Origin of the sequence: Acinetobacter sp. V91_7, from assembly GCF_031799075.1 — a bacterium.
Lineage (GTDB): Bacteria > Pseudomonadota > Gammaproteobacteria > Pseudomonadales > Moraxellaceae > Acinetobacter > Acinetobacter calcoaceticus.
The window spans coordinates 16,576-40,522 of record NZ_JAVQNT010000035.1; the positions used below are offsets into that span (position 1 = coordinate 16,576).

16 protein-coding genes are annotated in these 23,947 nt (G+C 37.0%); 7 read left to right on the forward strand and 9 right to left on the reverse strand.

What is annotated here, in order from left to right; translation table 11 throughout:
- Positions 1-468 precede the first annotated feature (468 nt).
- The 3 genes from RMB03_RS10560 to RMB03_RS10570 all read left to right on the forward strand — a co-directional run bounded on the left by RMB03_RS10560 (position 469) and on the right by RMB03_RS10570 (position 8,241).
- Complete coding sequence (locus RMB03_RS10560) at positions 469-1,530, forward strand: sigma-54 dependent transcriptional regulator (RefSeq protein ID WP_311075946.1); 1,062 nt, start codon at positions 469-471, stop codon at positions 1,528-1,530.
- A gap of 186 nt (positions 1,531-1,716) precedes the next feature.
- A complete protein-coding gene (locus tag RMB03_RS10565) occupies positions 1,717-6,873 on the forward strand; it encodes a DUF4011 domain-containing protein (protein ID WP_311075948.1) in 5,157 nt (1,718 codons plus the stop codon).
- Positions 6,874-7,422: 549 nt separating this feature from the next.
- Positions 7,423-8,241 (forward strand): type 1 glutamine amidotransferase domain-containing protein, encoded by an 819-nt coding sequence (locus RMB03_RS10570; RefSeq protein WP_311075950.1) that lies wholly within the window; start codon positions 7,423-7,425, stop codon positions 8,239-8,241.
- Positions 8,242-8,481: 240 nt separating this feature from the next.
- Here the strand turns inward: RMB03_RS10570 and RMB03_RS10575 are convergent, their stop codons facing one another.
- The 4 genes from RMB03_RS10575 to RMB03_RS10590 form a co-directional block, all read right to left on the reverse strand.
- Positions 8,482-8,943 carry a GFA family protein gene (locus RMB03_RS10575; protein WP_311075952.1) on the reverse strand — a complete coding sequence of 154 codons (462 nt, stop codon included), beginning with the start codon at positions 8,941-8,943 and terminating at the stop codon, positions 8,482-8,484.
- A 90-nt stretch (positions 8,944-9,033) separates the two neighbouring features.
- Positions 9,034-10,611, reverse strand: a complete 1,578-nt coding sequence (locus RMB03_RS10580) for an AMP-binding protein (RefSeq protein ID WP_311075953.1) — start codon at positions 10,609-10,611, stop codon at positions 9,034-9,036.
- Positions 10,612-10,641: 30 nt separating this feature from the next.
- Complete coding sequence (locus tag RMB03_RS10585; protein ID WP_311075955.1) at positions 10,642-12,339, reverse strand: aldehyde dehydrogenase family protein; 1,698 nt, start codon at positions 12,337-12,339, stop codon at positions 10,642-10,644.
- A gap of 82 nt (positions 12,340-12,421) precedes the next feature.
- The gene (locus RMB03_RS10590) at positions 12,422-13,642 is read right to left on the reverse strand and encodes an oxygenase MpaB family protein (RefSeq protein WP_311075957.1); all 1,221 of its coding nucleotides are present in this window, start codon (positions 13,640-13,642) and stop codon (positions 12,422-12,424) included.
- 86 nt (positions 13,643-13,728) lie between these two features.
- Here RMB03_RS10590 and RMB03_RS10595 point away from each other — a divergent pair, with 86 nt between their 5' ends.
- Positions 13,729-14,358 carry a TetR/AcrR family transcriptional regulator gene (locus RMB03_RS10595; protein ID WP_311075959.1) on the forward strand — a complete coding sequence of 210 codons (630 nt, stop codon included), beginning with the start codon at positions 13,729-13,731 and terminating at the stop codon, positions 14,356-14,358.
- Between the two features lie 199 nt (positions 14,359-14,557).
- Here RMB03_RS10595 and RMB03_RS10600 read toward each other — a convergent pair whose 3' ends face one another.
- The 3 genes from RMB03_RS10600 to RMB03_RS10610 all read right to left on the reverse strand — a co-directional run bounded on the left by RMB03_RS10600 (position 14,558) and on the right by RMB03_RS10610 (position 18,018).
- Complete coding sequence (locus RMB03_RS10600) at positions 14,558-15,544, reverse strand: NAD(P)H-quinone oxidoreductase (protein WP_311075961.1); 987 nt, start codon at positions 15,542-15,544, stop codon at positions 14,558-14,560.
- An 82-nt stretch (positions 15,545-15,626) separates the two neighbouring features.
- Positions 15,627-17,072 (reverse strand): coniferyl aldehyde dehydrogenase, encoded by a 1,446-nt coding sequence (locus tag RMB03_RS10605; RefSeq protein ID WP_311075963.1) that lies wholly within the window; start codon positions 17,070-17,072, stop codon positions 15,627-15,629.
- 52 nt (positions 17,073-17,124) lie between these two features.
- The gene (locus RMB03_RS10610; protein WP_311075965.1) at positions 17,125-18,018 is read right to left on the reverse strand and encodes an acetoacetate decarboxylase family protein; all 894 of its coding nucleotides are present in this window, start codon (positions 18,016-18,018) and stop codon (positions 17,125-17,127) included.
- Positions 18,019-18,439: 421 nt separating this feature from the next.
- Between RMB03_RS10610 and RMB03_RS10615 the strand changes: the two genes are divergently transcribed.
- From RMB03_RS10615 to RMB03_RS10625, 3 genes are all read left to right on the forward strand, one after another.
- A complete protein-coding gene (locus tag RMB03_RS10615) occupies positions 18,440-19,270 on the forward strand; it encodes an alpha/beta hydrolase (RefSeq protein WP_311075967.1) in 831 nt (276 codons plus the stop codon).
- A 77-nt stretch (positions 19,271-19,347) separates the two neighbouring features.
- Positions 19,348-20,868 carry a catalase gene (locus RMB03_RS10620; RefSeq protein WP_311075969.1) on the forward strand — a complete coding sequence of 507 codons (1,521 nt, stop codon included), beginning with the start codon at positions 19,348-19,350 and terminating at the stop codon, positions 20,866-20,868.
- Positions 20,869-21,204: 336 nt separating this feature from the next.
- On the forward strand, positions 21,205-21,591 hold the full coding sequence (locus RMB03_RS10625) for a hypothetical protein (protein WP_311075971.1): 387 nt from the start codon (positions 21,205-21,207) through the stop codon (positions 21,589-21,591).
- 159 nt (positions 21,592-21,750) lie between these two features.
- On the opposite strand, the gene RMB03_RS10630 is transcribed toward RMB03_RS10625, so the two are convergent.
- A complete protein-coding gene (locus RMB03_RS10630) occupies positions 21,751-22,794 on the reverse strand; it encodes an acetoacetate decarboxylase (RefSeq protein ID WP_311075973.1) in 1,044 nt (347 codons plus the stop codon).
- Positions 22,795-22,994: 200 nt separating this feature from the next.
- Positions 22,995-23,801: a type 1 glutamine amidotransferase domain-containing protein gene (locus tag RMB03_RS10635; RefSeq protein ID WP_311075974.1), complete on the reverse strand. Its 807-nt coding sequence runs from the start codon at positions 23,799-23,801 to the stop codon at positions 22,995-22,997.
- Positions 23,802-23,947: the final 146 nt, after the last annotated feature.

A 23,947-nucleotide genomic window follows, 5' to 3' on the forward strand; every position in this document is an offset into this window, starting at 1 on the left:
TTATCTATTTTTGACATAATTTAAGACTTACTTTCACGATGTGGCGTGAAGGACGAATAAATAATTGGTTGGTGCTTCAATTGATTTATAAGTTGTTATAGCTAGATAAATCATAAGAGATCAACCAAACTAAAGTCTCATAGCATGCAGCCAGCAAACACTATGCCAATAAAATATTTATTAAATTTCAATAGACTGTATCTTTTTTCTCATGTGGCAGGTTGGCTTTAAATTCAAAGTGTTGATGTGCTGTTGCATAAACAACACTATGCTTTTGGAATGTTGTCTATTTCACATCGAGTACTCTAAATGAGCAAATAATTAAATTTAATATTATTTGCACTTAATATTATTGGTATTAGTTATCTAGAAAACTTAGATTAAGGTACGTTATTTAGCTATTTTTCTGATTTAAGAAAAAGTACTCGTTCAGATTGATCTCATCCACTTTAAATTTTGGAGATTATTATGGATATCGTCAAACATCCCGAATCTCGCCAACTCGTACGTACGGTTAAAGCTAGTGCATATGTATTTGAAGATCAAAATTCAAAGTGTTTAATGTCTTATGTTGAACAAATCGCACCAAGCGAAGCGTCCGTTTTAATTGTTGGTGAAACAGGAACAGGCAAAGAACTGGTTGCTCGAAAGATTCATGCTTTATCTAATCGGAAAAATAAACCCTTTATTGCTGTAAACTGTGGTGCTTTATCTGATACGTTGGCTGAAACAGAGTTGTTCGGTCATGAAAAAGGAGCTTTTACAGGAGCTATAAGCCATCAGATCGGGTGGTTTGAAGCAGCGCATGGCGGAACCATTTTTTTAGATGAAATTGGTGATTTATCACCAAGCATTCAAGTGAAGTTGCTAAGAATTTTACAAGAAAATGAAGTGGTTCGGGTTGGTTCTCGACAGACCAAAAAAATTGATGTCAGAGTAATTGCTGCAACGAATATTCGATTAGAAGAAGCCGTATATGCAGGTAATTTCAGAGAAGATTTATATTTTCGATTAAAAGTTGCATCGCTCCATGTTTTACCGCTTCGACTACGAACTGGTGATATTTTGCCTCTAGCACAGCACTTTATTTATGACTATTCGCAGAGTCTGAATAAGAAACCGTCTATGTTAAGTGAAGAAGCTCAACAATTGCTCGTTGATTATCATTGGCCGGGAAATATTCGTGAGTTGGAAAATGCAATTCATCATGCATTGCTCATTTGTAAAAATGGGGTGATTCAAAGTTATGATTTCCAACTTTCCGGTTTCAAGCATAAATTACTCACTTCCGAATATGATTTTTCGATTTATCGCAACTCAAATCAAACTTTAAAACAATTGCTGTTTAGTTGGTTTGAACAAGGAATCGAAGATTTAAATGAGCAATTAGAGGCAGAAATCACAGAAGCTGCCTATGAATATTGTCATCATAATCAATTGCATACTGCAAAATTACTAGGAATAAGCCGAAATGTTATTCGTGCAAGATTGATTAAACATGGTTTATTGTCTCCAAATATTCGCATATAGACCGTGCTTATTTTTTGTATCAACCCAAAATTACCATGTGATTTTGGGTTTTATTTTCTTACCCAAGAAAGATTTAACATTGTTGTTTGTTTAATTTCAAAATAAGACATATATCATTTACTATTGTGACTTTAGTTTTTAAGCACGTCTTTAATTAGATTTAATAAAATAGATAAGGGGGCAATAGTGCCAGAAATTGATAATAAACAACAACCTAATCCTGAATATTCATTAAAAGTTGATTGTGCATCAGCTTTGAGTTTCGTTTTACAACAAAATTCAGTGCCCCTAATCCGACAAGTTCTAATATCTTCTACTGAAACAATTTCTGACTCTCGAATTATTATTCGCTCTAACCCTGAGTATTTCAAAGAACATACCATCCATATTTCAAGCTTAGAAAGTGATCAAGTCTTAGCTCTAGATAAACCAAAATTAGCTTTTGATATTCAAATGTTGCAAGAGCTACCTGAAAATATGAAAGGGAGTATTGAAGTACTCTGGTTGAATGAAAAAGAAGAAGTGCTGGCAGAACAGCGGTTAGAAATAGATGTATTAACTATTGATACTTGGGGCGGAGAACGTCAGCCAATTGAGTTGTTGGCGAGTTTTTCACAACCTAATTCTTCAGCACTCAGCCCAATTTTAGTTAAAGCGAGTGAGATCTTAAAAACAAAACAACTCGGTTCATTAAGTGGATATTTAGAACGAGATCGGGATTCTGTTCTATCTCAGTTGAATGCACTATGGGATTCTTTGTTACCACACGATATTCATTACATTGTGAGTCCAGCAAGTTTTGTTAAATCGGGACAACGAATACGTTTAGCAAAACAGATTTTTGAAGAAAAACTGGCGTGCTGTTTAGATACTACAATGTTGTTAAGTGCCTTGGCTGAACAAATTGGTCTTGATACGTTAATCATTATTGAAGAAGGACATGCCTATCTTGGTGTTTGGTTAAATGAAACCCCAAATGTTGATTTAATTATTGATGATATTCAGGCATTAAGAAAACGTTATGATTTGGGTGAGATCGTTTTTATAGAAACGACGTTACTTACACAACAAGGAAAATTTACAACTGCGCTAGAAACTGCAAAACAATATATAAAGGATGAATCTCGTCAAAATAAGTTTTATCTTGCGATAGATGTTCGTCAATCCCGTTTACGTGGTATTAAGCCGATTTCTGCAAATCTGGAAAAGAAAAATCATTTGGATGATACAGAGATTGAGTGGGCGACAGCATCTATTCCTGTTTACGATAATGAGCGCCCTTTTGAAAACAAAGCCACACGTGTTGATCGTTGGTTACGCCGGTTATTGGATTTAAGCCTTCGTAACAAACTCTTAAATTTTAAAGATAATCGTTACAGTATTCCTTTACAGTGCTCTGAGTTAACACTAAGCAAACTTGAAGATGCGCTAGCAAATCAGGAAGGTTTCTTATTTAAGAGTATTGATAGTATTTCGCTAAAAGATGTCCAACGTGAAAATGAAAGCCAACATATTTATCAGTACGTTGATGAAAGCCTTTCTAGAAAATTATTATTTAGTCCTTTAGATACACCCTTATTAGAAAAGCGCCTGATCGAAGTCTATCGGGCTTCGCGTACTGCTTTAGAGGAAGGCGGAGCTAATACATTATTTCTTGCGGTTGGTTTTCTTGAGTGGAAAGAGTCAGAACGCTCGAAACGTACTTTTAAAGCCCCATTACTACTTATTCCTGTACAGATTACGCGTGAGACTGCTAAAACAGGCTATCGTCTATTTATGTACGATGATGAGCCACGTTTTAACTCCACTCTATTACAACTATTAAGACAAGACTTTGAACTTGATATTGCTGGCTTGAATCCATTACCAACAGATGAATCCGGTGTAGATGTCAATCAGGTCTTACATATTGTACGGAAGGCGATTGTAAATATAGCAGGATGGGAAGTAAAAGCTGAGGCTGCTATTGGTCAATTCTCATTCTCTAAATATTTAATGTGGCTTGATTTGTCTTCACGGATGGATGAACTGAAAAATCAAGCAGTAGTAAATCATCTAATTGAATCCCCAAGGGAACCTTTTATTAAACAAGATGAATTCCCTCAACCTGCTCAATTAGACCAACAATATAAGCCACAACAATTATTTACTCCTTTATCGTCTGACTCTTCGCAGTTAGCTGCAGTCATGTCCGCAGCATTAGGACGCACCTTTGTGTTGTCAGGTCCTCCTGGTACAGGTAAGTCACAGACCATTACCAATATGATCTCTCAATGTTTGGCGGATGGTAAATCCGTGTTATTCGTATCTGAAAAAATGGCTGCTTTAGAAGTCGTTTATCGCCGTTTGACACAAATTGGCTTAAGTGAACTGTGTTTGCAGTTACACTCATCCAAATCCCAAAAAATGGAAGTATTAGATCAACTGAGAGAAAGAGCGCAGAAAAATAATGATCCTTACTTTTTAAGTACTCAACCTAAAACAACAGAATGGCAGAAACTTTCAGATAGATTAATTCAAACACGAGATGAGCTGAATCAACATGTAAAAAATCTCCATACATCACACCCTATTGGCTGGAGTTTGTATGCCGCAATGAGTGATGAACTTCGTTATCGGAATACACCGCATTTACGTTTTCCTGATATCAATATTGCGACGTTGACAGCAGAAAAACGTGAGCTCCTGAGTGAGAGCGTGACACAAGCTGTAAGTTTACGTCAGCTCGTCAATGAAAATATTAAAGATGTATTGAATGGTTTTGCGGAAGGTTTGTCTGAGCCGATTTGGAGCCTAGCATGGCAAGAACAATATCAAATATTGCAAGATCAACTTGTAGATCAGATACAGCGTTTGCAAAGTTCAGTTTCTATTTGGCAAGAGGTTTATGGATTTGGTGAAAAGCAAAATCTGAATCAGGTTAAACATGATGTTTCTATTTTTACGGCATTATCCGATCTTGTTCAGCAAACTGATTTAAAATTATTAAGTGTTATTAAAGATTTAGATTTAAACACGATTATACAAGCGAAGCAGTTAGTCCAAGATTTAAAACAGCAGCGTTCTTCGTTAGTTGGACAATACCAATCTCAAGTTTATCAAGCAGATTTAAATCAAATTGCCTTTAAATGGCGTGAAGCAGAATCAAAAATTTTCCCATTCTCATGGTTCGCTAAATTCCAACTGAGAAACTTAGTCAAAACTTATCAAGACTCAACTCAACGTCCTACAGCTTTGGCAGTTGCTCATGACTTGCCAATATTGCAACATATCCAAAGTCAACAACGACAATTCAGTGAATGTGAAAATCAGTTGGCAAGTAAATTGGGTTCTTACTGGCAGGGTGAAGATAGTGCATGGCAAAGTTTTGAAAATATTCACAATCAGTGGCAAGAAATTAAGCAAATTGTTGCATCAACAATTACAGATCAAGCAACTTTATTAAAAGCTGTAGAGTTTAGTAAAAATAATAGTTTGGATGAAATAAAACAAAATATAGCTCAGGTGGAAAATACATTCGGTCAATTGTTGAATGATCATGCACTGAAAGGCGATATCCAACTTACTCCATATCTAGATATTAATTTTAGTGAAATTCTTGAAAGACAAAAGCAATTACAGCAACACAGTTCATCTTGGAGACATTGGTTAAATTGGCAAGCTATAAAGAGCCAGTTGATTAAACAAGGATTAAAACCCTTCGCCTTTGAACTTTTAAATACCCGATTGGAACTGGATGCTGCTTTAAAAAGCTTGAATATTAATTTAGCAAGACACTGGATTACTCATCAATTTAGTCAACATCCAGAATTAAATCAATTCAATAGCCAGCAACATGAACAGAAAATCCAGACTTTTGCACAGCAGGATAGAGAACACCAGCTTGCTGCGAGCCATGAGATTATTCATCGTTGGAATGCTATTTTTAGTGAACAAGATAAATATAAGGCACAGTGGACTGTTCTAAATAAAGAATTAGGCAAGAAACGTCGTCATATTCCTGTACGTGAATTAATGCGCCAGATTCCTGACGTACTAGTAGGGCTAAAGCCATGTCTATTAATGAGTCCGTTATCAGTCGCTCAATATCTGGATACTGAAGCAAAATTTGATGTGGTGATTTTCGATGAAGCTTCACAGATTCCAGTATGGGATGCGATTGGTGCATTAGCGAGAGGTAAGCAGTCAATTGTGGTGGGTGATAATAAACAAATGCCACCAACAAGCTTCTTTGGTAAGGGAGATTCTGAAGAAGAGGTTGATGAAGAAGTCACTGAAGATTTAGAAAGTATTTTGGATGAATGCCTTGCTGCTCAGTTACCTGAATTGGCTTTGAACTGGCATTATCGTAGTCGTTATGAAAGTCTTATTCAGTTTAGTAATCAGAAATACTACAAAGGTGGTTTATTTACTTTCCCTGCACCTGTTGCTAAGGATACCGCTGTAAAACTGCATATGGTTGAGGGTGTTTACGATAAAGGGGATACGCGTACCAATACGAATGAAGCTAAAGCAATTGTTGAATTTATTATTCAGCATTTACAGTCACAGTTAGGACAAGAGAACCCTTTGACCTTAGGTGTTGTGACTTTCAATATGACGCAGCAAAAGTTGATTGAAGATTTGTTGGATAATGAGCTAGCAAATCATCCTGAGTTAGAGACACTCAGTAAATCAGGCATTGAACCTTTATTCGTTAAGAATTTAGAAAATGTGCAAGGAGATGAACGCGATATTATCGTTTTCTCAATTACCTATGCAAAAGATCAAGATGGTCGTTTATCAATGAATTTTGGTGCGCTTAACCGCCAAGGTGGTCAGCGCCGTCTAAATGTAGCAATTACTCGCGCCCGTCAAGGTTTACATGTTTTCTCTTCTTTGAGTCCAGAAGAAATTAATTTGGCACGCACCAATAGTGAGGGCGTAAGAGATTTAAAAGACTTCCTAGTTTTTGCTCGCAGTGGTCAGTTGCATTTAAATTATGTTGATCAAAGTAAAAAGCAGACTAAAAAAGAGTTCGTACAGTACCTACAAACTAAGCTACAAGAACAAGGCTGGAGAGTGGATCTTGTAATAGGACAGGGTGATAGCTGTGTAGATTTAGCTATTAAGGATGATTTGAATTCGGGTAGTTATATTGCAGGTGTTATTGTAGATGGTGAAAACTATGCTAAAGCTGCTACTGCACGAGATCGAGATCAACTTAGACCAACAGTTTTAAATGGATTAGGCTGGGAAGTTTTATCGGTTTGGACGGTAGATTGGTGGTTAGATCCAGAGCAAAATTTAGCTAAATTGGTAAATATATTAAAAGAGATAAAAGCGAATCAAAATGTTGCTTAAATTATCTAGGAACAGATAGGGGGTGGCCTTATCTGTTCCTAGTCTTATTGAATAACGGATTACTAAACTTTAACTGGTAGATTTAATACTATCTGAGCATCTTCAAGAATGTCTAAACGTAAGATTATCTAGCGTAGTTTTTATATATAAATAAGGTCAGAAAAGATGAAATATTTGTCTTTTCTATAGCTTTTAAAAATATTATCTAGAGTACTTAAGTTGTATAAAAATATACTTATTTTCAAATAATAAAAAATATTTCAATAAGATATACATAGAATTATGTGGATACACCGAGATGTATTCAGTTAAAGACACAGCTTATAGTTTGATTAGAAGTATCATTAAGATTTGGAGTTATGATAAGTGTGTGACGAGTATGCCTCATCGATTGAAATTAGTTTAGGATGGCTCAGAGGATTACAAAAAAGAATGTAGCTGACTAAAAATTACCCATGGAAGAGCAAAAATAAATTAATTTTACCTACTTGACCTTATTGTGTACTTCAATCTTATATTAATCATGGAATATTAAAAAAAGGAAAAAGTATGACTATTTTTCAGAATAGACAGTTTGACAGAATCTACAGATATTTTTTGGCAATTGTACTGTTGTTTACTTTACCCGTTGCACAAGCTGCTGAACAAAGTAATAGCAAACAAGCTATGGGATCTAAAGGAAAGATTTTAGTTGTTATGACTAATCATGCTAAATATCCATCAAGGGAAGATACGACAGGGCTTTGGGTTACTGAGCTTACGCATTTCTATGATGTCGCACTTAAAGCAGGATATGACATGGATTTTGTCACTCCTAAAGGTGGTTTCGTACCATTGGACGAGCGTAGTCAAAAATGGATTTATATGGATAAAGAAGCACGAGCCCATCTAGCTGATAAATCTTTTATGTCGCGACTTAGTAACACACTGAAGCCAAGTGATGTTAAAGCTTCTGACTATAAAGCAATCTACTTTACTGGTGGCCATGGTGTGATGTGGGATTTTCCTAATAATCCTGAGTTAACTGATTTAAGTGAAAAAATTTACCGTCAAGGCGGTATTGTTTCAGCAGTATGTCATGGTGTTGCAGGACTATTAGCCTTAAAAGATGAACAAGGGCAGCCGTTGATTTCTAATCGTACGGTGACTGGATTTTCCAATATGGAAGAATCTTTATCTGGCATGAAAAAACAAGTACCTTTTTTTCTCGAAGATAGTTTAAAAGCGAAAGGCGCTACTTATAAACGTGGTTTCTTTCCATTTACTTCTTATGTCATTGTTGATGATAGAATTATTACAGGACAAAATCCCCAGTCACCAAGAGAGGTCGGGGAAGAAGTAGTTAAAAGATTGAGTACAATTAAATAGAATAAATTTTATACTTAAAGCTAGAGATAATCTCTAGCTTTTTTATTATAAACAAGAAAATAGGAACTTTTAAATAATTTATTTTAAAACTAAAAGTGATTAAATTAACAGCTTCTACCAGTCCTTGTGTTCCTCTATTGTGCGGTTGGATAGTTGGAAGTTTCCATATACATGGTTGCTTGATTTTGATCTAGCCTGTGAATCAAAAGAAAGATACTTCAATTAATATTTAAAATATTACTAAGTGTTGAAACGGTGTAATAATTGCTTAATAAGTTCTTTGCTTAGACCAAACATACTATGTGCATATCCATAATATTTAGGTAAGCCATCTTCTATAGGTGAGATAGCACGGTGGTAAAATTCATGTAGACTTAGTTCTGGCAGAGATGATGGATCTTTAAAATTAAGAGCAGGGATAAAAGCTAAGTCATGCTTAACATAGGACTTAAGATAACCATAAACTGGTTTTTGGCATTGAAGGCATATTCCTCTATTAAGCGCTGGAGGCAGACGGAATTTCTTAAATTCAATTGATTGAGCTTTTATACTAACATCTTTTTTCCATGCTACAACTACATCTGCATAAGGTGCTTTATAGACATTTTGGCAGATTAAACAATGGCAAATAAACCGCATGATCACTGGACCATTAAGCACCAATTCATTTTGTTTGCATGAACATGAAATTTCGAGACTCATAAATATCCCTTGAAATTTTTAACTTTAAAACTAGTAAAATGTTGGTGTATCAATGAGGGAATAAATACACCAACTACTTATTGAATGCTGTTACAAGGGGAGGCCTCTTAATTCTTTGCGTAGAATTTTACCTGACAGCGATTTCGGAATGGCTTCGATAAAATCTACTATTCGAATACGTTTATGAGGTGCTATTTTCCCTGCAACAAAAGACATGATTTCCTCTTTGCTGATTTTTGAATTTCGCTGAAGAACTATGAAAGCACGAGGAATCTCACCCGCACTTTCATCAGGATGTGCAACGACTGCAACGTCGGCAACTGCTGGATGAGTTAATAATAATGCTTCAAGTTCAGCGGGTGGAACCTGATAACCCTTATATTTAATAAGCTCTTTTAAACGATCTACCACATAGACTTCGCCTTGAGGGCCAACTTCAACAATATCACCCGTATGTAGATAACCATCGGTTGTAATTGTTGCGTCAGTAGCTTCTTGATTATTTAAATAGCCCACCATGACATTTGGGCCCTTAATCAGCATTTCACCTGCCTGTGTTCGCCCATTTGGAACTTTTTCAATTAGATTACCAGTTTGGGGGTCGATGACCTTGAAGCTAATATTAGGAATGGCGAAGCCAATTGAACCTACTGGAATATCAGGATTATCGAGTGGTGTGACATGCGATACAGGACTTAATTCAGTCATTCCAAAACCTTGTAATAAAACAGCAGGAATTTGTGCTGTTAAAGCCGCACCAAGTGCTTCATCCATTGGTGCAGCACCACAAATAATCGTACGGATACTAGATAAATCATATTCTTTCACTAATGGGTGTTTAGTTAAAGCAACTGCAATCGGTGGTGCAATATATATGCTGGAGCATTTTTCATTCTGAATCAGTTCAAGAAAAGGCTTTAAATCAAACTTTGGTAAAATAACCAATTTACCTCGCTGTCGTAATGTCAGATTCATAATGACGTTCATGCCATAGATATGAAAAAAGGGCAGTACAGCGAGTACTGTATCATCTTGACGTATTGGTAATACTGATGAGCATTGGGCAATATTTGCAACTAAATTACGGTGTGTGAGCATGACACCCTTCGCTTTACCAGTCGTTCCGGAGGAATAGGGTAAGGCAGCAAGTTGAAGAGCTGTCTCTACAAAATCTTCAGGTGGTTTATAATTTTGAGAAATAAGCTCTGAAATGGATAAGTAGTTTTCTGTATGTCCAATTACTATGACTTGTTCATGGCTAAGACCAGCATCAATAACTCCAGCAACAGCATTTTCTAAAAACATTGAAGTGGTGATACAGAGCTTTGCCTCTGAATCTTTGATCTGGCTACTAATCTCTGCTGGGCTATATAAAACATTTAGTGTCGTGACTGTTGCCCCAGCACGTAAAATAGCATGAAAAGTAATTACAAAATCCGCACTATTGGGAGCATGTAGAGCAATAACATCACCCTGCTTGATTCCTCTTGCTCTAAAGCCTCCTGCCAAGGCATCGATTCTTTGTCGTAACTGACCATAAGAGATTTTCTGCATACCATCAATTACGGCAATACGATCAAGTTCTTCTTCTTTAAGGGAGTTAAAAATATAGTCATATATTGAACCAGTTGGAATTTTGACTTCTGGATAGGTACTGTAATAAATCATAATGCGGTAATCTTAAATAAGAAGCCAAAATTAAGCTCGAAAAGCATCGACAAAAATTTTAAGCATTTTTGTGACACTTGGTTTTATACTGAATTGGGTAAGTTTCTGAGCTGTGTCCTTGGCTGAGCGAGCAGTCACAAACCATGCGGGTTTTGGAGAAAACGCAATTTCACCATTAATGAATGAGCGAGGGAAAGGACGGAATGGTCCCCAGATCACACTTCTTTCAGTTCTCTCGACTAAATGGGAGTTATGAACAATACCAATCCCACTACCAACATTTTCTAATGTGTTTCCTGCAAAAGCCCCCCACGAAAGTGATGGTATAAGAAAACCAATTGCACTCCAGACATTGATACCGATTGTTCCATAGCGTAAGTCAGCTAAAGAATTTTCAAATGCTGATCCCATTGATTTAAGGTCATGTGGAGAAACAATAATACTTGCGCCTAAACTGCCATCTAGCTCATTGTTGGCAAAATCAACGGCGTTACGAAAAAAACTAATGCCAGTACCATCAAGAGCAATATGTCCCAACACTGGAGCAAAGTATTCTGTAGTAAAAAGTTCTTTGGAGGTTTGCTCATTTATTTCGATTAGCATCGTATCATTGCGTCGCTTAGCATTTGGATAAGCTATTTGAGCGGCTGCCAGTTTTGCTTCTGAGCCGGGATACCATGTGGGCCTTTTAGATGCTTTCTCAAGTTCTTCTAAAACAATTGCCAAAAACTCGTCTTTCTGTTCCCATTCTTTACTTAGGATAATGGCCTGCCCAGCGATACAGTTATGGCCTCCATTATGAGTCCTTTGGGTCACTACATTTTCAGCCTGATAGCGAAGGTCTGCTTTTGACCATTTCCCTGGCAAGATAATAATCGGGGATACTCCACCAAGTTCACTCGTAATTGGTTTATTAAGTATGGGGCGACCAATTTTTGTGGTTGTTGACCCCCAAACAATTTTATCGTGTGTTAAAGCACTCCCAGTAATATGTATATGCTTAATGTCCAGATGGTCTGTTAAATAAGCACCTGTTTCAGCACCACCATTCACAATACGTAATAAATTCGCTTCAATCAGAGGTGAAAAAGCTTGTTTATAAACATCTAACAGTGAAGCAAAAGTTGGATTCAACTTCAGAATGGTTGCACGATTATGAGCCACCAATTCATACAGCATATCTAAAGGTCCAATGGCACTAATATTTCCTGCACCTAGCACCAATCCAACACCACCATTTTGGCCTAAACGCTTAGCACCTAAACCCGCATTAGCTCTTGCTTCTGCCTCAGATATATTTGGTTCTAACCAAAGATCTGCTCGAAATCCATGAAATAAATTAAGCTCATAGAAGTTGGTAGGTAACATTTTAAACTTAATACGATTATTGGGTGCTTTACTGGCTTTAATTCCGTCTAATGGTGATTTACCTTTAGCAAGTTTTTCTAAACTATCAATAACAGCTGCGAAGCCTGAAAGTGTGGCATAAGGTCCAGACATCCATTCTTCTCCCTCAGGTGAACCTTTAGGTGTACCTTTCGCTGAAATCGCGGCCTTTGCCCAGTCTTCACTTGCATTAGCAATACTGATATGTGTTTTTTTGAGTAAGGCGATACGTTCTTGTAAATCGAGTTTTGCCCAATTAGCAATCCCATTTGTGAGATTTTTAATCGCTATATCTAATTGTGCTTCGGTTGCAAATCGAATTTCTTTTACGGCGGTAGTCATTATTTTTTCCTTAATGAAATAAAGGAGAGTAAGTTTCAATCCTGAAAATTTACTTTTTGAACTTTTTTATAGCTTCTGTGTATTAACTGTGACCAGCTGGACATTTAATTGCGGTTGCCTGATATTCAGCTTTAATTCCATCCAGACCTTTCTCTACCACATGATCTAGGAGTCGTAGTCCATGATGCTCGACTATTTTTTTGACGGTTGGAATATGAGTAATTTTATTTAATAGTCTTAATGAACCTGACACCACTTCTAACGCAAGAGCAGCAGAGTGGTCCTTAGGGAGCTCTAAATCATTAGGGAAATTATAGCCGGGTAAAGTTTGCAGCATTTCTTCTGATAATAAACGTCGGACAACCGCGGTATGCATTCGTTTAGAAAGAGGAAAAACTTTCATTGTTGATGCTCCTTCAATGACTCCCTGTGTAATTTCTGCCGCTTCTTTACTTTTGCCATAAAGAAATTGGTGCATTCTGGTTTGGATTTGGAACTGTTGTTCGTGTGTTTTCCCTAACAGTTGATTATTAGCTCCCTCAATACGGGCAATCCAGCGCCACATTAATGAAAAACTATCTTCTTCCTCTTTACTTACTTTCCCACCAAAATAACGAATAATATTTACCCTATAAGGCCCAAAAATCTGAGCCGTTGCAGCTGAAGCAACTTGGCTAATCGGCATAGCTGTTGGAAGTTGCCATTGATCTGCATGTAAAATTCCCATACGAATCATGGTATGGAGAAAACGGATACGAACCCATAATTCCCAGCGGGCACCACCTGGCTTCATCCCTTCAACATCCAATGCGCCAACAAAACCAGTGGCTGTTTCCCAATAACGACGGCGGTAATCTCCACCTTTCGCTAATCGTCCGGTACTACCCATGACTAGTGCCGTTGCTGGATCAATATAAGTAAATGGTAAGCCACCATGCATACCGAATAGCATGCCAATTGGATTGCGAGCTGCCATCTTTGCACCTAACTGCATGGCCTCAAAATCTAGCCATGATGGAATAGTTTCAACATCAGCAAAAAAAGCAATAGCAGCAGAATTTCCTTGGGCCTGTAATTTTCGGGCATTGGTATATTTGTCACCCGCCAGCATCTTATTTGCTTTGAGTTCAGCCATAACTGCTTCACAAAGTGGATCGCCGACATGGTTCCAAGCTTCAAGATCAATATCCTTTACATCAAGATATTGTTCAGAACATGGCTGAGAAGCTAATAGTTTTAGCTTCTCAACACGGGCTTCAAGTTCTGGATTCTGTTCAAGTGTGGAGAAATTTAAATTAGTCATTTTGATAACGGTGTTATTTGTTGATAACGGTGTTATATCACACGTATAATAAACTTGTAAATGAAATATTATAAGGCTGATTTTTAATGGTAACTTCTTTAATAAAACAACATGATCGTCGTCAAATATTGACGCTTGCTGCTGTTGAGTTGCTTGAAGAAGATGGACCTAATGCTATGACTGCCAGAAAAATTACAACGAAAATAGGCGGAACTAGTATTCTGATATATAGAGAATTTGGGTCTATGACTAATCTTGTTTCTTCTGTAGTTGATTATGGTTTTTTACAGTTATTACAAATACTCCAACAGACCCCAAATACAAATAACATTCTATTAAATATATGGAATGTAACATGTAATGTTCGTGAGTTCGCTTTAGTACATAGGCATCTCTATGCTGTAATGTTTGCAGCAGAAAGTATTGGTGGATACCAGCGTTCAGGTGAAGAGTTGGAACAAGGTATAGAAACACTTAAATTTCTTCATAATCTTTGTTCAGAAGCCGTTAAAGAAAAGGTCTTCACGCAGACAACTCATCATGCAACTCAATTTATTTGGGCAACTATGCATGGTCGTTTAATGTTGGAACTTGCAGGTTATCTTTCAAAAGACAAAGAGCCAATGAAATCTTATAAAGATATTATTACTACAAGTTTAATTGGATTAGGTGCGCAAGCTGACTTGGTAAATCAAGCGATTTCACTTAAGGCATAAGCTAAAAGATATAAATTTTCAACTAACATTAAAGCTTTAACGAATCTTAATAACTAATCTTTATTGTTTAATAGAGGATATATCTTTTTTAGAGACAAAAACTCCTTTTAATAAAAATAGAGAAAAGCATTCACTACTAATTTGTATGGTAAAAGAGAGTTAAAATTATTTAATTTAACTCTCTGATTTTTTTTAATTTTTATTTTTTTACTATTAGTGCTAGTTTTCCAACATGTTCACCTTTTTGTAGTAATTCATGAGCTTGGCGTGCTTCTTCTAAATCAAAAGTTTTATACAATAATGGCTTTAATTGCCCTTTTGAAATCAAAGGCCATACTTTTTCCTGAAGAGCCGCCATAACTTCAGCTTTAGCCTCTGCAGATTGCGAGCGAAGAGTCGCACCAGTATGCGTGAGACGTTTTGCTAACATTGGAAAAATATTTACTTTGTCGGCTAGGCCTTTAAGTACACCTATCTGCAATATAACCCCATTCATTGCAGCAACATCATAATTTCGCTGAATATAATCACCAGCAATAATATCTAAGACAAAATCTACCCCTTTGCCATCTGTATGTTTTTTTACTACTTCAACAAAATCATCTTCGTTATAATTTATTGCTACATCAGCACCAATTTTTAAACTTGCTTCTTGATGTTCTTTGCTCGAAACTGTTGTAAAAATTTGAGTAGCTCCAAAAGCTCGAGTTAACATGGTTGCTGTTGTACCAATTCCTGAAGTACCTCCATGAATTAAAATAGAACTATTTGGGCGGAATTTTGCATGTTGGAAAAGATGGGACCAAACTGTCATGAAAGTTTCTAGTAAAATTCCCCCCTCAATTAAAGTCAGGCCTTCAGGAATAAAGAGTACGTTATCTTGATGGGCAACAACATATTCCGCATAGCCTCCACCCTGAACTAACGCACAAACTTCATCACCAGCTTTAAATTTGGTCACTTGCTTGCCAACTTGTTTAACAATTCCAGAAACTTCTAATCCTGGAATATCTGTTACACCAGGGGGCGGGGCATATAAACCTTGACGTTGCATAACATCAGGGCCATTAATTCCTGCAGCTACTACTTCAATTAATATTCCATCCTCTGTCATTTCAGGCATAGCTCTTTCACTAACCGTAATGACTTCAGGACCACCTGCACCGTTAAAAGTAATACATTTCATAAAGTTGTTTCCTTATTAGACGTTGTTTATATAAGAAGGCAGGACTTAGATAGATTTCTCAATCCTGCTTGTGATGAAAAAATTAAGATTTTGATTTTTTCTTGCCTAAAGTAATCGCAAGGGCTAATTCCATAAACTTCCCAAAAGGAGCATGTAAGAAACTTGGGAAATTCCAGCGGCCCTGATCAAAGATACCTTTTGCATGGCTCATAGAACGGAAACCTTCAATTCCATGATAAGCACCCATACCACTTGGACCGATGCCTCCAAACGGCAGATCGTCTTGTGCCACATGAATTATGGTGTTGTTAATACCAACGTTACCTGAAGTCGTACGTCGTAGCAGTTTTTTGCAATCTGCATCTTTTTCACCAAAATAATATAAGGCGAGTGGACGGTCTCGTTCATTGATATAGCTAATCACTTCATCAATATCACGATAGGTACGTACGGGTAGAATTGGGCCAAAGATTTCTTCTTTCATAATTGCATCATCATCTTTTGCTCCTACAACAAGTGTTGGAACAAGAGTACGAGTACGATTCTTTGCCGATTCAGGTTTGATTCCTAGTTCAATGATTCGTGCGCCATTTTGTTTTGCACTATCAAGTAAGCCTTGTAAACGAGCATAATGACGTTCATTGACAATGGAAGTATAGTCATCACAATCTGGTCCGTTTGGATAGAATCGAGAGACGGTCGCATTGTATTCTTCAATAAATGCTTCTAAATCATCTTCATGAACAAGAGCATAATCTGGAGCAACACATGTTTGCCCACCATTGGATAATTTTCCATAGGCAATACTGGTCATGGTTCTCGAGTTTACGTGGCCTTGACCTACAATAGCTGGACTTTTACCACCTAATTCAAGAGTGAGCGGAACGAGGTTATCACTTGCTGCTTTCATGACTTTACGGCCTACAGGTGTGCTTCCTGTAAACAATAGATGATCGAAAGGTAGTGCACTAAATTCAGCACCAACTTCAGGTCCACCTAAAACAACCGCAACTTCTTCTATAGAAAAGTTCGCCGTAAGCATGCGTGAAATCACTTCACTTGTTTGAGGCGTGAGTTCTGATGGTTTAAGCATTGCTCGGTTGCCTGCAGCAATCGCTGTAGCAAGAGGAATAAGCGTAAGAGAAATAGGGTAGTTCCAAGGAGCCATGACCCCAATAACCCCTTTAGGCTGATATTCTATATGAGCACTAGCCGAGCGGTAGAATAGGCTGACATGACGCTTTTCTGGCTTCATGAAACGGCGTAAATTATGCGTTAAATAATCGATGGACTGAACGATACCAACAAGTTCCATCACATCTGTTTCATGATATGAACGATGCCCAAAGTCTTCACTTGCAGCAACTTGTAATTCACTACGATATTCAATGACTGCTGCACGAAGCTTTGCAAGATTAGCTTTACGCTGTTTAAGTGTTGGTGGTTCAGCTTTCAAAAAAGCTTTCCGTTGTCTAGAGAGTATCTCTGATGCATTTAAAGTGCTGCTTACTTCATTGAGAGTATTCATCTTAAACCTCAAACATAGCTTAACTATCCTAAGCTTATTAACTGACTGATTATCAAAGTTTAGTCGGTAGATTTAATACGACCTGAGCATCTTCAATAACATCAAGACGAAGAATAGTAGATGCGCCCAACTGATCTAAAAGCTGGCTCACATGGCCTCCATGGCGTGTCACCTTTACCTTGCGTGGGAAAAGTTTTTCACCAAACGAGAGAATATTGGTTTGAACGAGAGTTTGATGCCATTCACCATCGACTGAGTGCAACATTGTGGCTTTACCCATACGTGATTCAGACTTAACTCTTTTTAATGGCGGAGTTGCGGTTGTTAGGCTGATATCTAATTTGTTGTAAGTTGAAAGTGTTGTTTCAACTTTTTTCTTATCAATTTTTACATCAATTTCAGCCAGCCATTTTGGAAGTTGATAACCATATACGCCACGTACACGTGCTATTTCAGTGTCGACAGGTAAAGCTAATACATGCGCATAAAAATGACGTTTACGAATCGAATTAATCAGCTCTAAAGCATGCGGACCATGTGCTTTAGGTTTACGCACAACAATAGCTACAGATGCTTCATTGTATGGATCATTGTCACAAACTGAATAAGTGAAGAAGGTGAGCGCAACTAGTCCATAACCTGGAAAAGCTTCCAAGGGTACTAGAGGCGAAGGTAATTTTTTCTTTAACAGCTTAATTGGAGCAAGCATCAAAACTTGCACATTGCCGCTACGGTAATAAAAGTTTGGAGCCCAGACAGGTCCAACTCTTGATTCAACTAATTTTTTAGGAATGCTACGGAAAAAATCTATATTCCCAGCTGCAGGATCTTTTGCAACTTCATCTAAATCAGGATTCATTCTAAAGCGGTCATAATAACCACCTTTTGGAACTTTAACTTTCTGTTGACCAAATTCAACTTCAGTGAACGCTTTATTTGTATTCATAATTGGTTAACCTTTAAATTGATCGACTGAGTAGCTGATAATCTTTAAAAGTAGATATCAACTTTCTGTCTATAGGATTACTATAAGTTTAAAGTTCACTTGAATGTCAATATGCTATTTCTCTAAGAATTAAAAACTGGTTGTAACGAATTTAAAATAACTTTTGATAAGAATAGATAGAGCCGATTAACTTTTAGATGGGCTAAAGAAAATCCTTAGTTTTTAGTAGTGTAGAAATTATTTTTTTACATTTTTAAACGTTGTTTTTACTAAACTCTATTGACCTTCAAGTGAACTTTAACCTTACTATGTAATGACTGTCCATGAGGATAGGATTGAAAATTATATATGTACTTATTACGAATTAATTAGAGCATATACAGTAAATCGATAGTGTAACTTTTACACAGGAGAAACAAAAATGGGATATGTCACAACAAAAGACGGCGTAGATATTTTTTATAAAGATTGGGGGCCAAAAGATGCTCCAGTTATTTTCTTCCACCATGGTTGGCCGCTCAGTTCAGATGACTGGGATGCGCAGATGCTTTTTTTCCTTAAAGAAGGTTTTCGTGTCGTTGCTCATGACCGCCGTGGTCATGGTCGTTCAACTCAAGTCTGGGATGGTCATGATATGGACCATTATGCAGATGACGTTGCTGCTGTTGTTGAGCATTTAGGTGTACAAGGCGCGGTACATGTGGGGCATTCAACAGGTGGTGGTGAAGTAGCGTATTATGTTGCTCGTTATCCTAATGACCCTGTCGCTAAAGCTGTTTTAATTAGTGCCGTTCCTCCACTCATGGTAAAAACTGAAAGTAATCCAGATGGTTTACCAAAAGAAGTTTTTGATGACCTTCAAAATCAACTTTTTAAAAATCGTTCACAGTTTTATCACGATGTACCAGCAGGTCCATTTTATGGATTTAATCGCCCAGGAGCGAAAGTATCAGAACCTGTGGTGTTGAATTGGTGGCGTCAGGGCATGATGGGTGGAGCAAAAGCTCATTACGACGGAATTGTTGCCTTCTCTCAAACAGATTTTACTGAAGCCCTCAAAAAGATCGAAGTTCCAGTTCTCATCTTACATGGTGAAGATGATCAGGTGGTTCCTTTTGAAATTTCTGGTAAAAAATCTGCAGAACTCGTTAAAAACGGTAAATTAATTAGTTACCCAGGATTCCCTCACGGAATGCCAACTACAGAAGCAGAAACAATTAATAAAGATCTTTTAGCATTTATTAGAAGTTAAGTTTTAAAAAGAGGGCAGCCAAAATCGACTGCCCTTTTTTATATTGATTCGATTGATTATTTTTCGGGTGCATATTAATGAATGACGATACTAAAAAATGTCCTTTTTCCCAACTTACTACTGATTTTGGGGCTCCAGTTGTAGACAACCAGAATAGTATGACGGCAGGTGCAAGAGGACCTCTACTTGCTCAAGACCTATGGCTAAATGAGAAACTAGCTAACTTTGTTCGTGAAGTAATTCCAGAACGCCGTATGCATGCAAAAGGTTCAGGTGCATTCGGTACTTTCACAGTGACTCATGATATTACTCAATATACCCGCGCTAAAATATTTAGCGAAATTGGTAAAAAAACGGAAATGTTTGCCCGATTTACCACAGTAGCTGGTGAACGTGGAGCAGCAGATGCTGAACGAGATATTCGCGGCTTTGCTTTAAAATTTTATACAGAAGAAGGTAACTGGGACATGGTGGGTAACAATACACCAGTGTTCTTCTTACGTGATCCACGTAAATTTCCAGATTTAAATAAAGCAGTAAAACGCGATCCTAAAACTAACTTGCGTAGCGCAACGAATAACTGGGATTTCTGGACTTTATTACCTGAAGCTTTACATCAGGTCACTATTGTCATGTCTGATCGAGGTATTCCTGCTTCTTACCGCCATATGCACGGTTTTAGTAGTCATACCTACAGTTTCATCAATAGTGCGAATGAACGTTTCTGGGTGAAATTTCATTTTCGTACTCAGCAAGGAATTAAAAATTTAACAGATGCTGAAGCTGGTGACTTAGTGGGTCATGATCGCGAAAGTCATCAACGTGACTTATTTGATGCAATTGAACGCAAAGATTTCCCTAAGTGGACTCTCTATGTACAGGTAATGCCAGAACAAGAGGCTGAAAGGGTTCCATATCATCCATTTGATTTAACTAAAATCTGGCCTCATGGAGATTATCCGTTAATTGAGATTGGTGAGTTTGAGTTGAATCGGAACCCTGAAAACTTCTTCTTAGATGTTGAACAATCTGCTTTTGCGCCAAGTAATCTCGTTCCAGGCATTAGCGCTTCACCAGACCGCATGTTGCAAGCCCGTTTATTTAACTATGCTGATGCCCAGCGTTATCGTTTAGGTGTGAACTACCAGCAAATACCTGTAAATGCAGCACGTTGCCCAGTTCATAGTAATCACCGTGACGGTCAAGGACGCATCGATGCCAATTATGGTGGACTTCCACATTACGAGCCAAATAGTTTTGGACAATGGCAAGAGCAGCCTCAGTACAAAGAACCACCGTTAAAAATCAATGGAGATGCTGATTTCTGGAATTATCGTGAAGATGACAACGATTATTTCAGTCAGCCTCGTGCTTTGTTTGAACTTATGACTCCTGAGCAACAACAGGCTTTATTTGATAATACTGCACGCGCAATGGGTGATGCTCTTGATTTCATTAAATATCGCCACATTCGTAACTGCTATGCATGTCATCCAGCTTATGGCGAAGGTGTTGCTAAGGCGCTTGGTTTGACAGTTGAAAATGCTCAAGCAGCTAGAGAAACTGACCCTGCACGTGGTTTACCAAGTTTTATTTAAATCTTTAAATTAGTACATAAGGCTATCTAAATAATAGCTTTATGTACTTCACTATTTTATAGCATCGAATGAAAAAATTAATATTTACACTCAGCCTCGGTATTCAATCATTATTCTTCACAAGTAATGTACAAGCAGGGCTGACCATTCCTGTGGGTTTTACCAAATCAGATTCAATACATACCTTTCCAGAAACGCTAAGACGAGATTTTTTGGGAGCGATTAGGGATTAAAGCTGAAGCCAAAGGTACTGCTACACCCATTGATGAACCGAATATTGGCGGAAATCCAACTAAATTTAACTATCCTGTGAGCAGTATTGTGATTGGCTCCAAGATGAAAATTTTACTGGGACGAGCAAAAGGTACAGTGATGGTATATTCACGTATTGCAGAAGATGGAAGTTTGAAGAGTTTAACGCTTTCTAATTTTGCAATTGATTATGTTCATCAATATGTTTTAGCAGATGCAACATATGGTAAAGATAAGAGTAACTTACAATTACCAATTTTTACTTTTAATATTGAAAAACCTTTGAAATTTCATTATCAATTTCCAATTGGATTTAAAAGTGATGAAAAACTTAATCATTTATATTTAACACCTCAAGCAAAGACCGCTTATAAAGAGGCTTTAGCTTTACCTGAAACAGCAATACCTTTACTAGATTTGGATTTTGGTACATTAACTCAAAATTCATCTTCAAAGATTCGATTTAAATAATATTATTTAAAAGAGAATGGAACTTTATTGTTTCCAGATAATATATTTAAAGCAACTAGAGTTTTTGTAAATAAATTAAAATATAAAAAATATTATTATATATAACAGAAATAATCGTAGCCCTTTCTTTTCATAATAAGTAGAAAGGGCTCTTTAAAATTATTTTTTAGCTGTCGATTTATCGAGTGATGGATATGGAACAGGCATATTTAATGCCAATTGTGCATCTTTCACTACATCAAAACGTAGAACTTTATTAGCTCCTAGTTCATCAAGCAACTTACTCAGCGGCCCACCACTTTTTACAATTTGAACGTTCTTTGGAAAAAGCTTTTGTCCAAATGCCAAAGTATTAGACTCTACAGAAGTGCTGTGCCATTTCCCATCTACCAATTGATACATGGTTTTTGTTTCAATATGAGATTGTGGTTTCACAATTTTAATTTCTGGCAATGGTGCTGCTACACTTAAATCAGGTTTACCATCAGTATTATAAATATGAGCTTGAACTGATTTATCACCAATTTTCATATCAATAGGTGTTAACCATTTTGGTAATTGGTAACCATACACACCACGAACACGAGCAATTTCTGTATTTACTGGTAATGCGAGTACATGACCATAATATTTATGGTTACGCATTGAACTCAATAATTCTGTGGTATTGAAGTGATGAGCACCAGGTTGGCGTACAACCACAGCAACCGAAACTTCATCATATGGGTCGACATCACCGACTGCATAAGAGAAGAATGTTAATGAAACCAAACCATAGCCTGGGATAGGTTGTAATGGTTCAAGTGGAGCAGGGAGTTTTGCTTTTACTTTAGAAATCGGAGCAAGCATCAAGAGTTGGATATTGCTAGTACGGTAATAAAAATTCGGAGACCATACTTTACCCACTCTAGTATCTACAAGTTTTTTTGGGATGGTACGGAAATAATCAATATTTCCAGCTGCAGGATCTTTTGCAACTTCGTCTAGATTCGGGTTCATACGAAAACGATCGTAATAGCCACCTTTTGGAACATTAACTTTATAAGGCCCAAACTCTACAACAGTTGTTTCCTGTGAAGTGCTTGAGTTTGATGGTTGTTGTACAGAACTTGAGTTAGTCTCAACCGCTTGAGCTGAAAAACTCAATAATAAACTTACGGATAACGCAGTAACTGTTTGAGGTAGATTAAGCTTGTTGAACACTGATATGTTCCTCCTATAGACCATGTATTAATGCTAAGATTAAAGTAAGGTTGAAGGTCAAGCTTTTTTATCTTTATTTTAAATTTTATTAAAAATAAAATTAGAATATTAAGAAATAAAAGATATGATTTTTTATGCATTAAAAAAAGAGAACCAGAATATAAAATTCTGGTTCTCTTTTTAAAAACTATTTTGATAAATTACTTAAGAGTACTTAAGCGTTTAACAACGGCTTCGGCAATTTCTTTACTAGATTGAGGGTTTTGTCCAGTAATGATTCTGTCATCCGATACTACATATGAAGTAAATGGAAGAAAGCCTTGCTTATATTTAGCGCCGTGGTTAATTAAGCTATTTTGTAAGGAAAATGGAACTTGAGATTTTATTCCAGATAAAGTTTCTTCTTTATTAGCGAACCCAGTAACAGTTCTACCTGAAATGAGTGGTTTACCATCTTCACCTACCAACGGTAATAAGCCTCCCACACCATGACAAACCGCTGAAACGATACCACCTTGGCGATAAATGCTTTCACTAATATTTTTTAGTTCTTTATTATCTGGGAAGTCCCACATTGTTCCATGTCCACCCGTATAATAAATTGCTTTATAGCGTGTTGGATCGATACTGCTTGGTGCCAAAGTGTGGTTTAAGCGATACATAAACTGACGATCAGCTAAAAGTTTTCGAGCTGATTTATCAACGTAAATAGGCTTCATACTACGTTCATCAAGTGGTACAACTCCACCTTGAGGACTGACAAAATCCATGTCATAGCCAGCAGCCTTAGCAACATCATAAAAATGAGTTAATTCAGTAAGCCATAAGCCAGTTTTATCTGAACGAGTCGGATAGGCTGAATGATTTGTCATGACGACTAAAATTTTACCTTTGCTTTTAGCCGTTTCTTGATTTTGTACTTGATCAGATGCATTTGCATAGCTTACTGCTAAAAAAGCCATAAAGATGGCAATGAACCAACGCTGAAAACTCCAAACTTTAGGCATGGTAGGCTCCTCATATTTACCTATTGAGCATCCTATGCTTAAAGTAAGGTTTAAGGTCAAGGTTTTTTCAAAAATCGCCGATGAATGGCAAAATGATGAGTTCTAGAATAAGAAATTTCAAATATGAAATAAATTTCATATTTGAA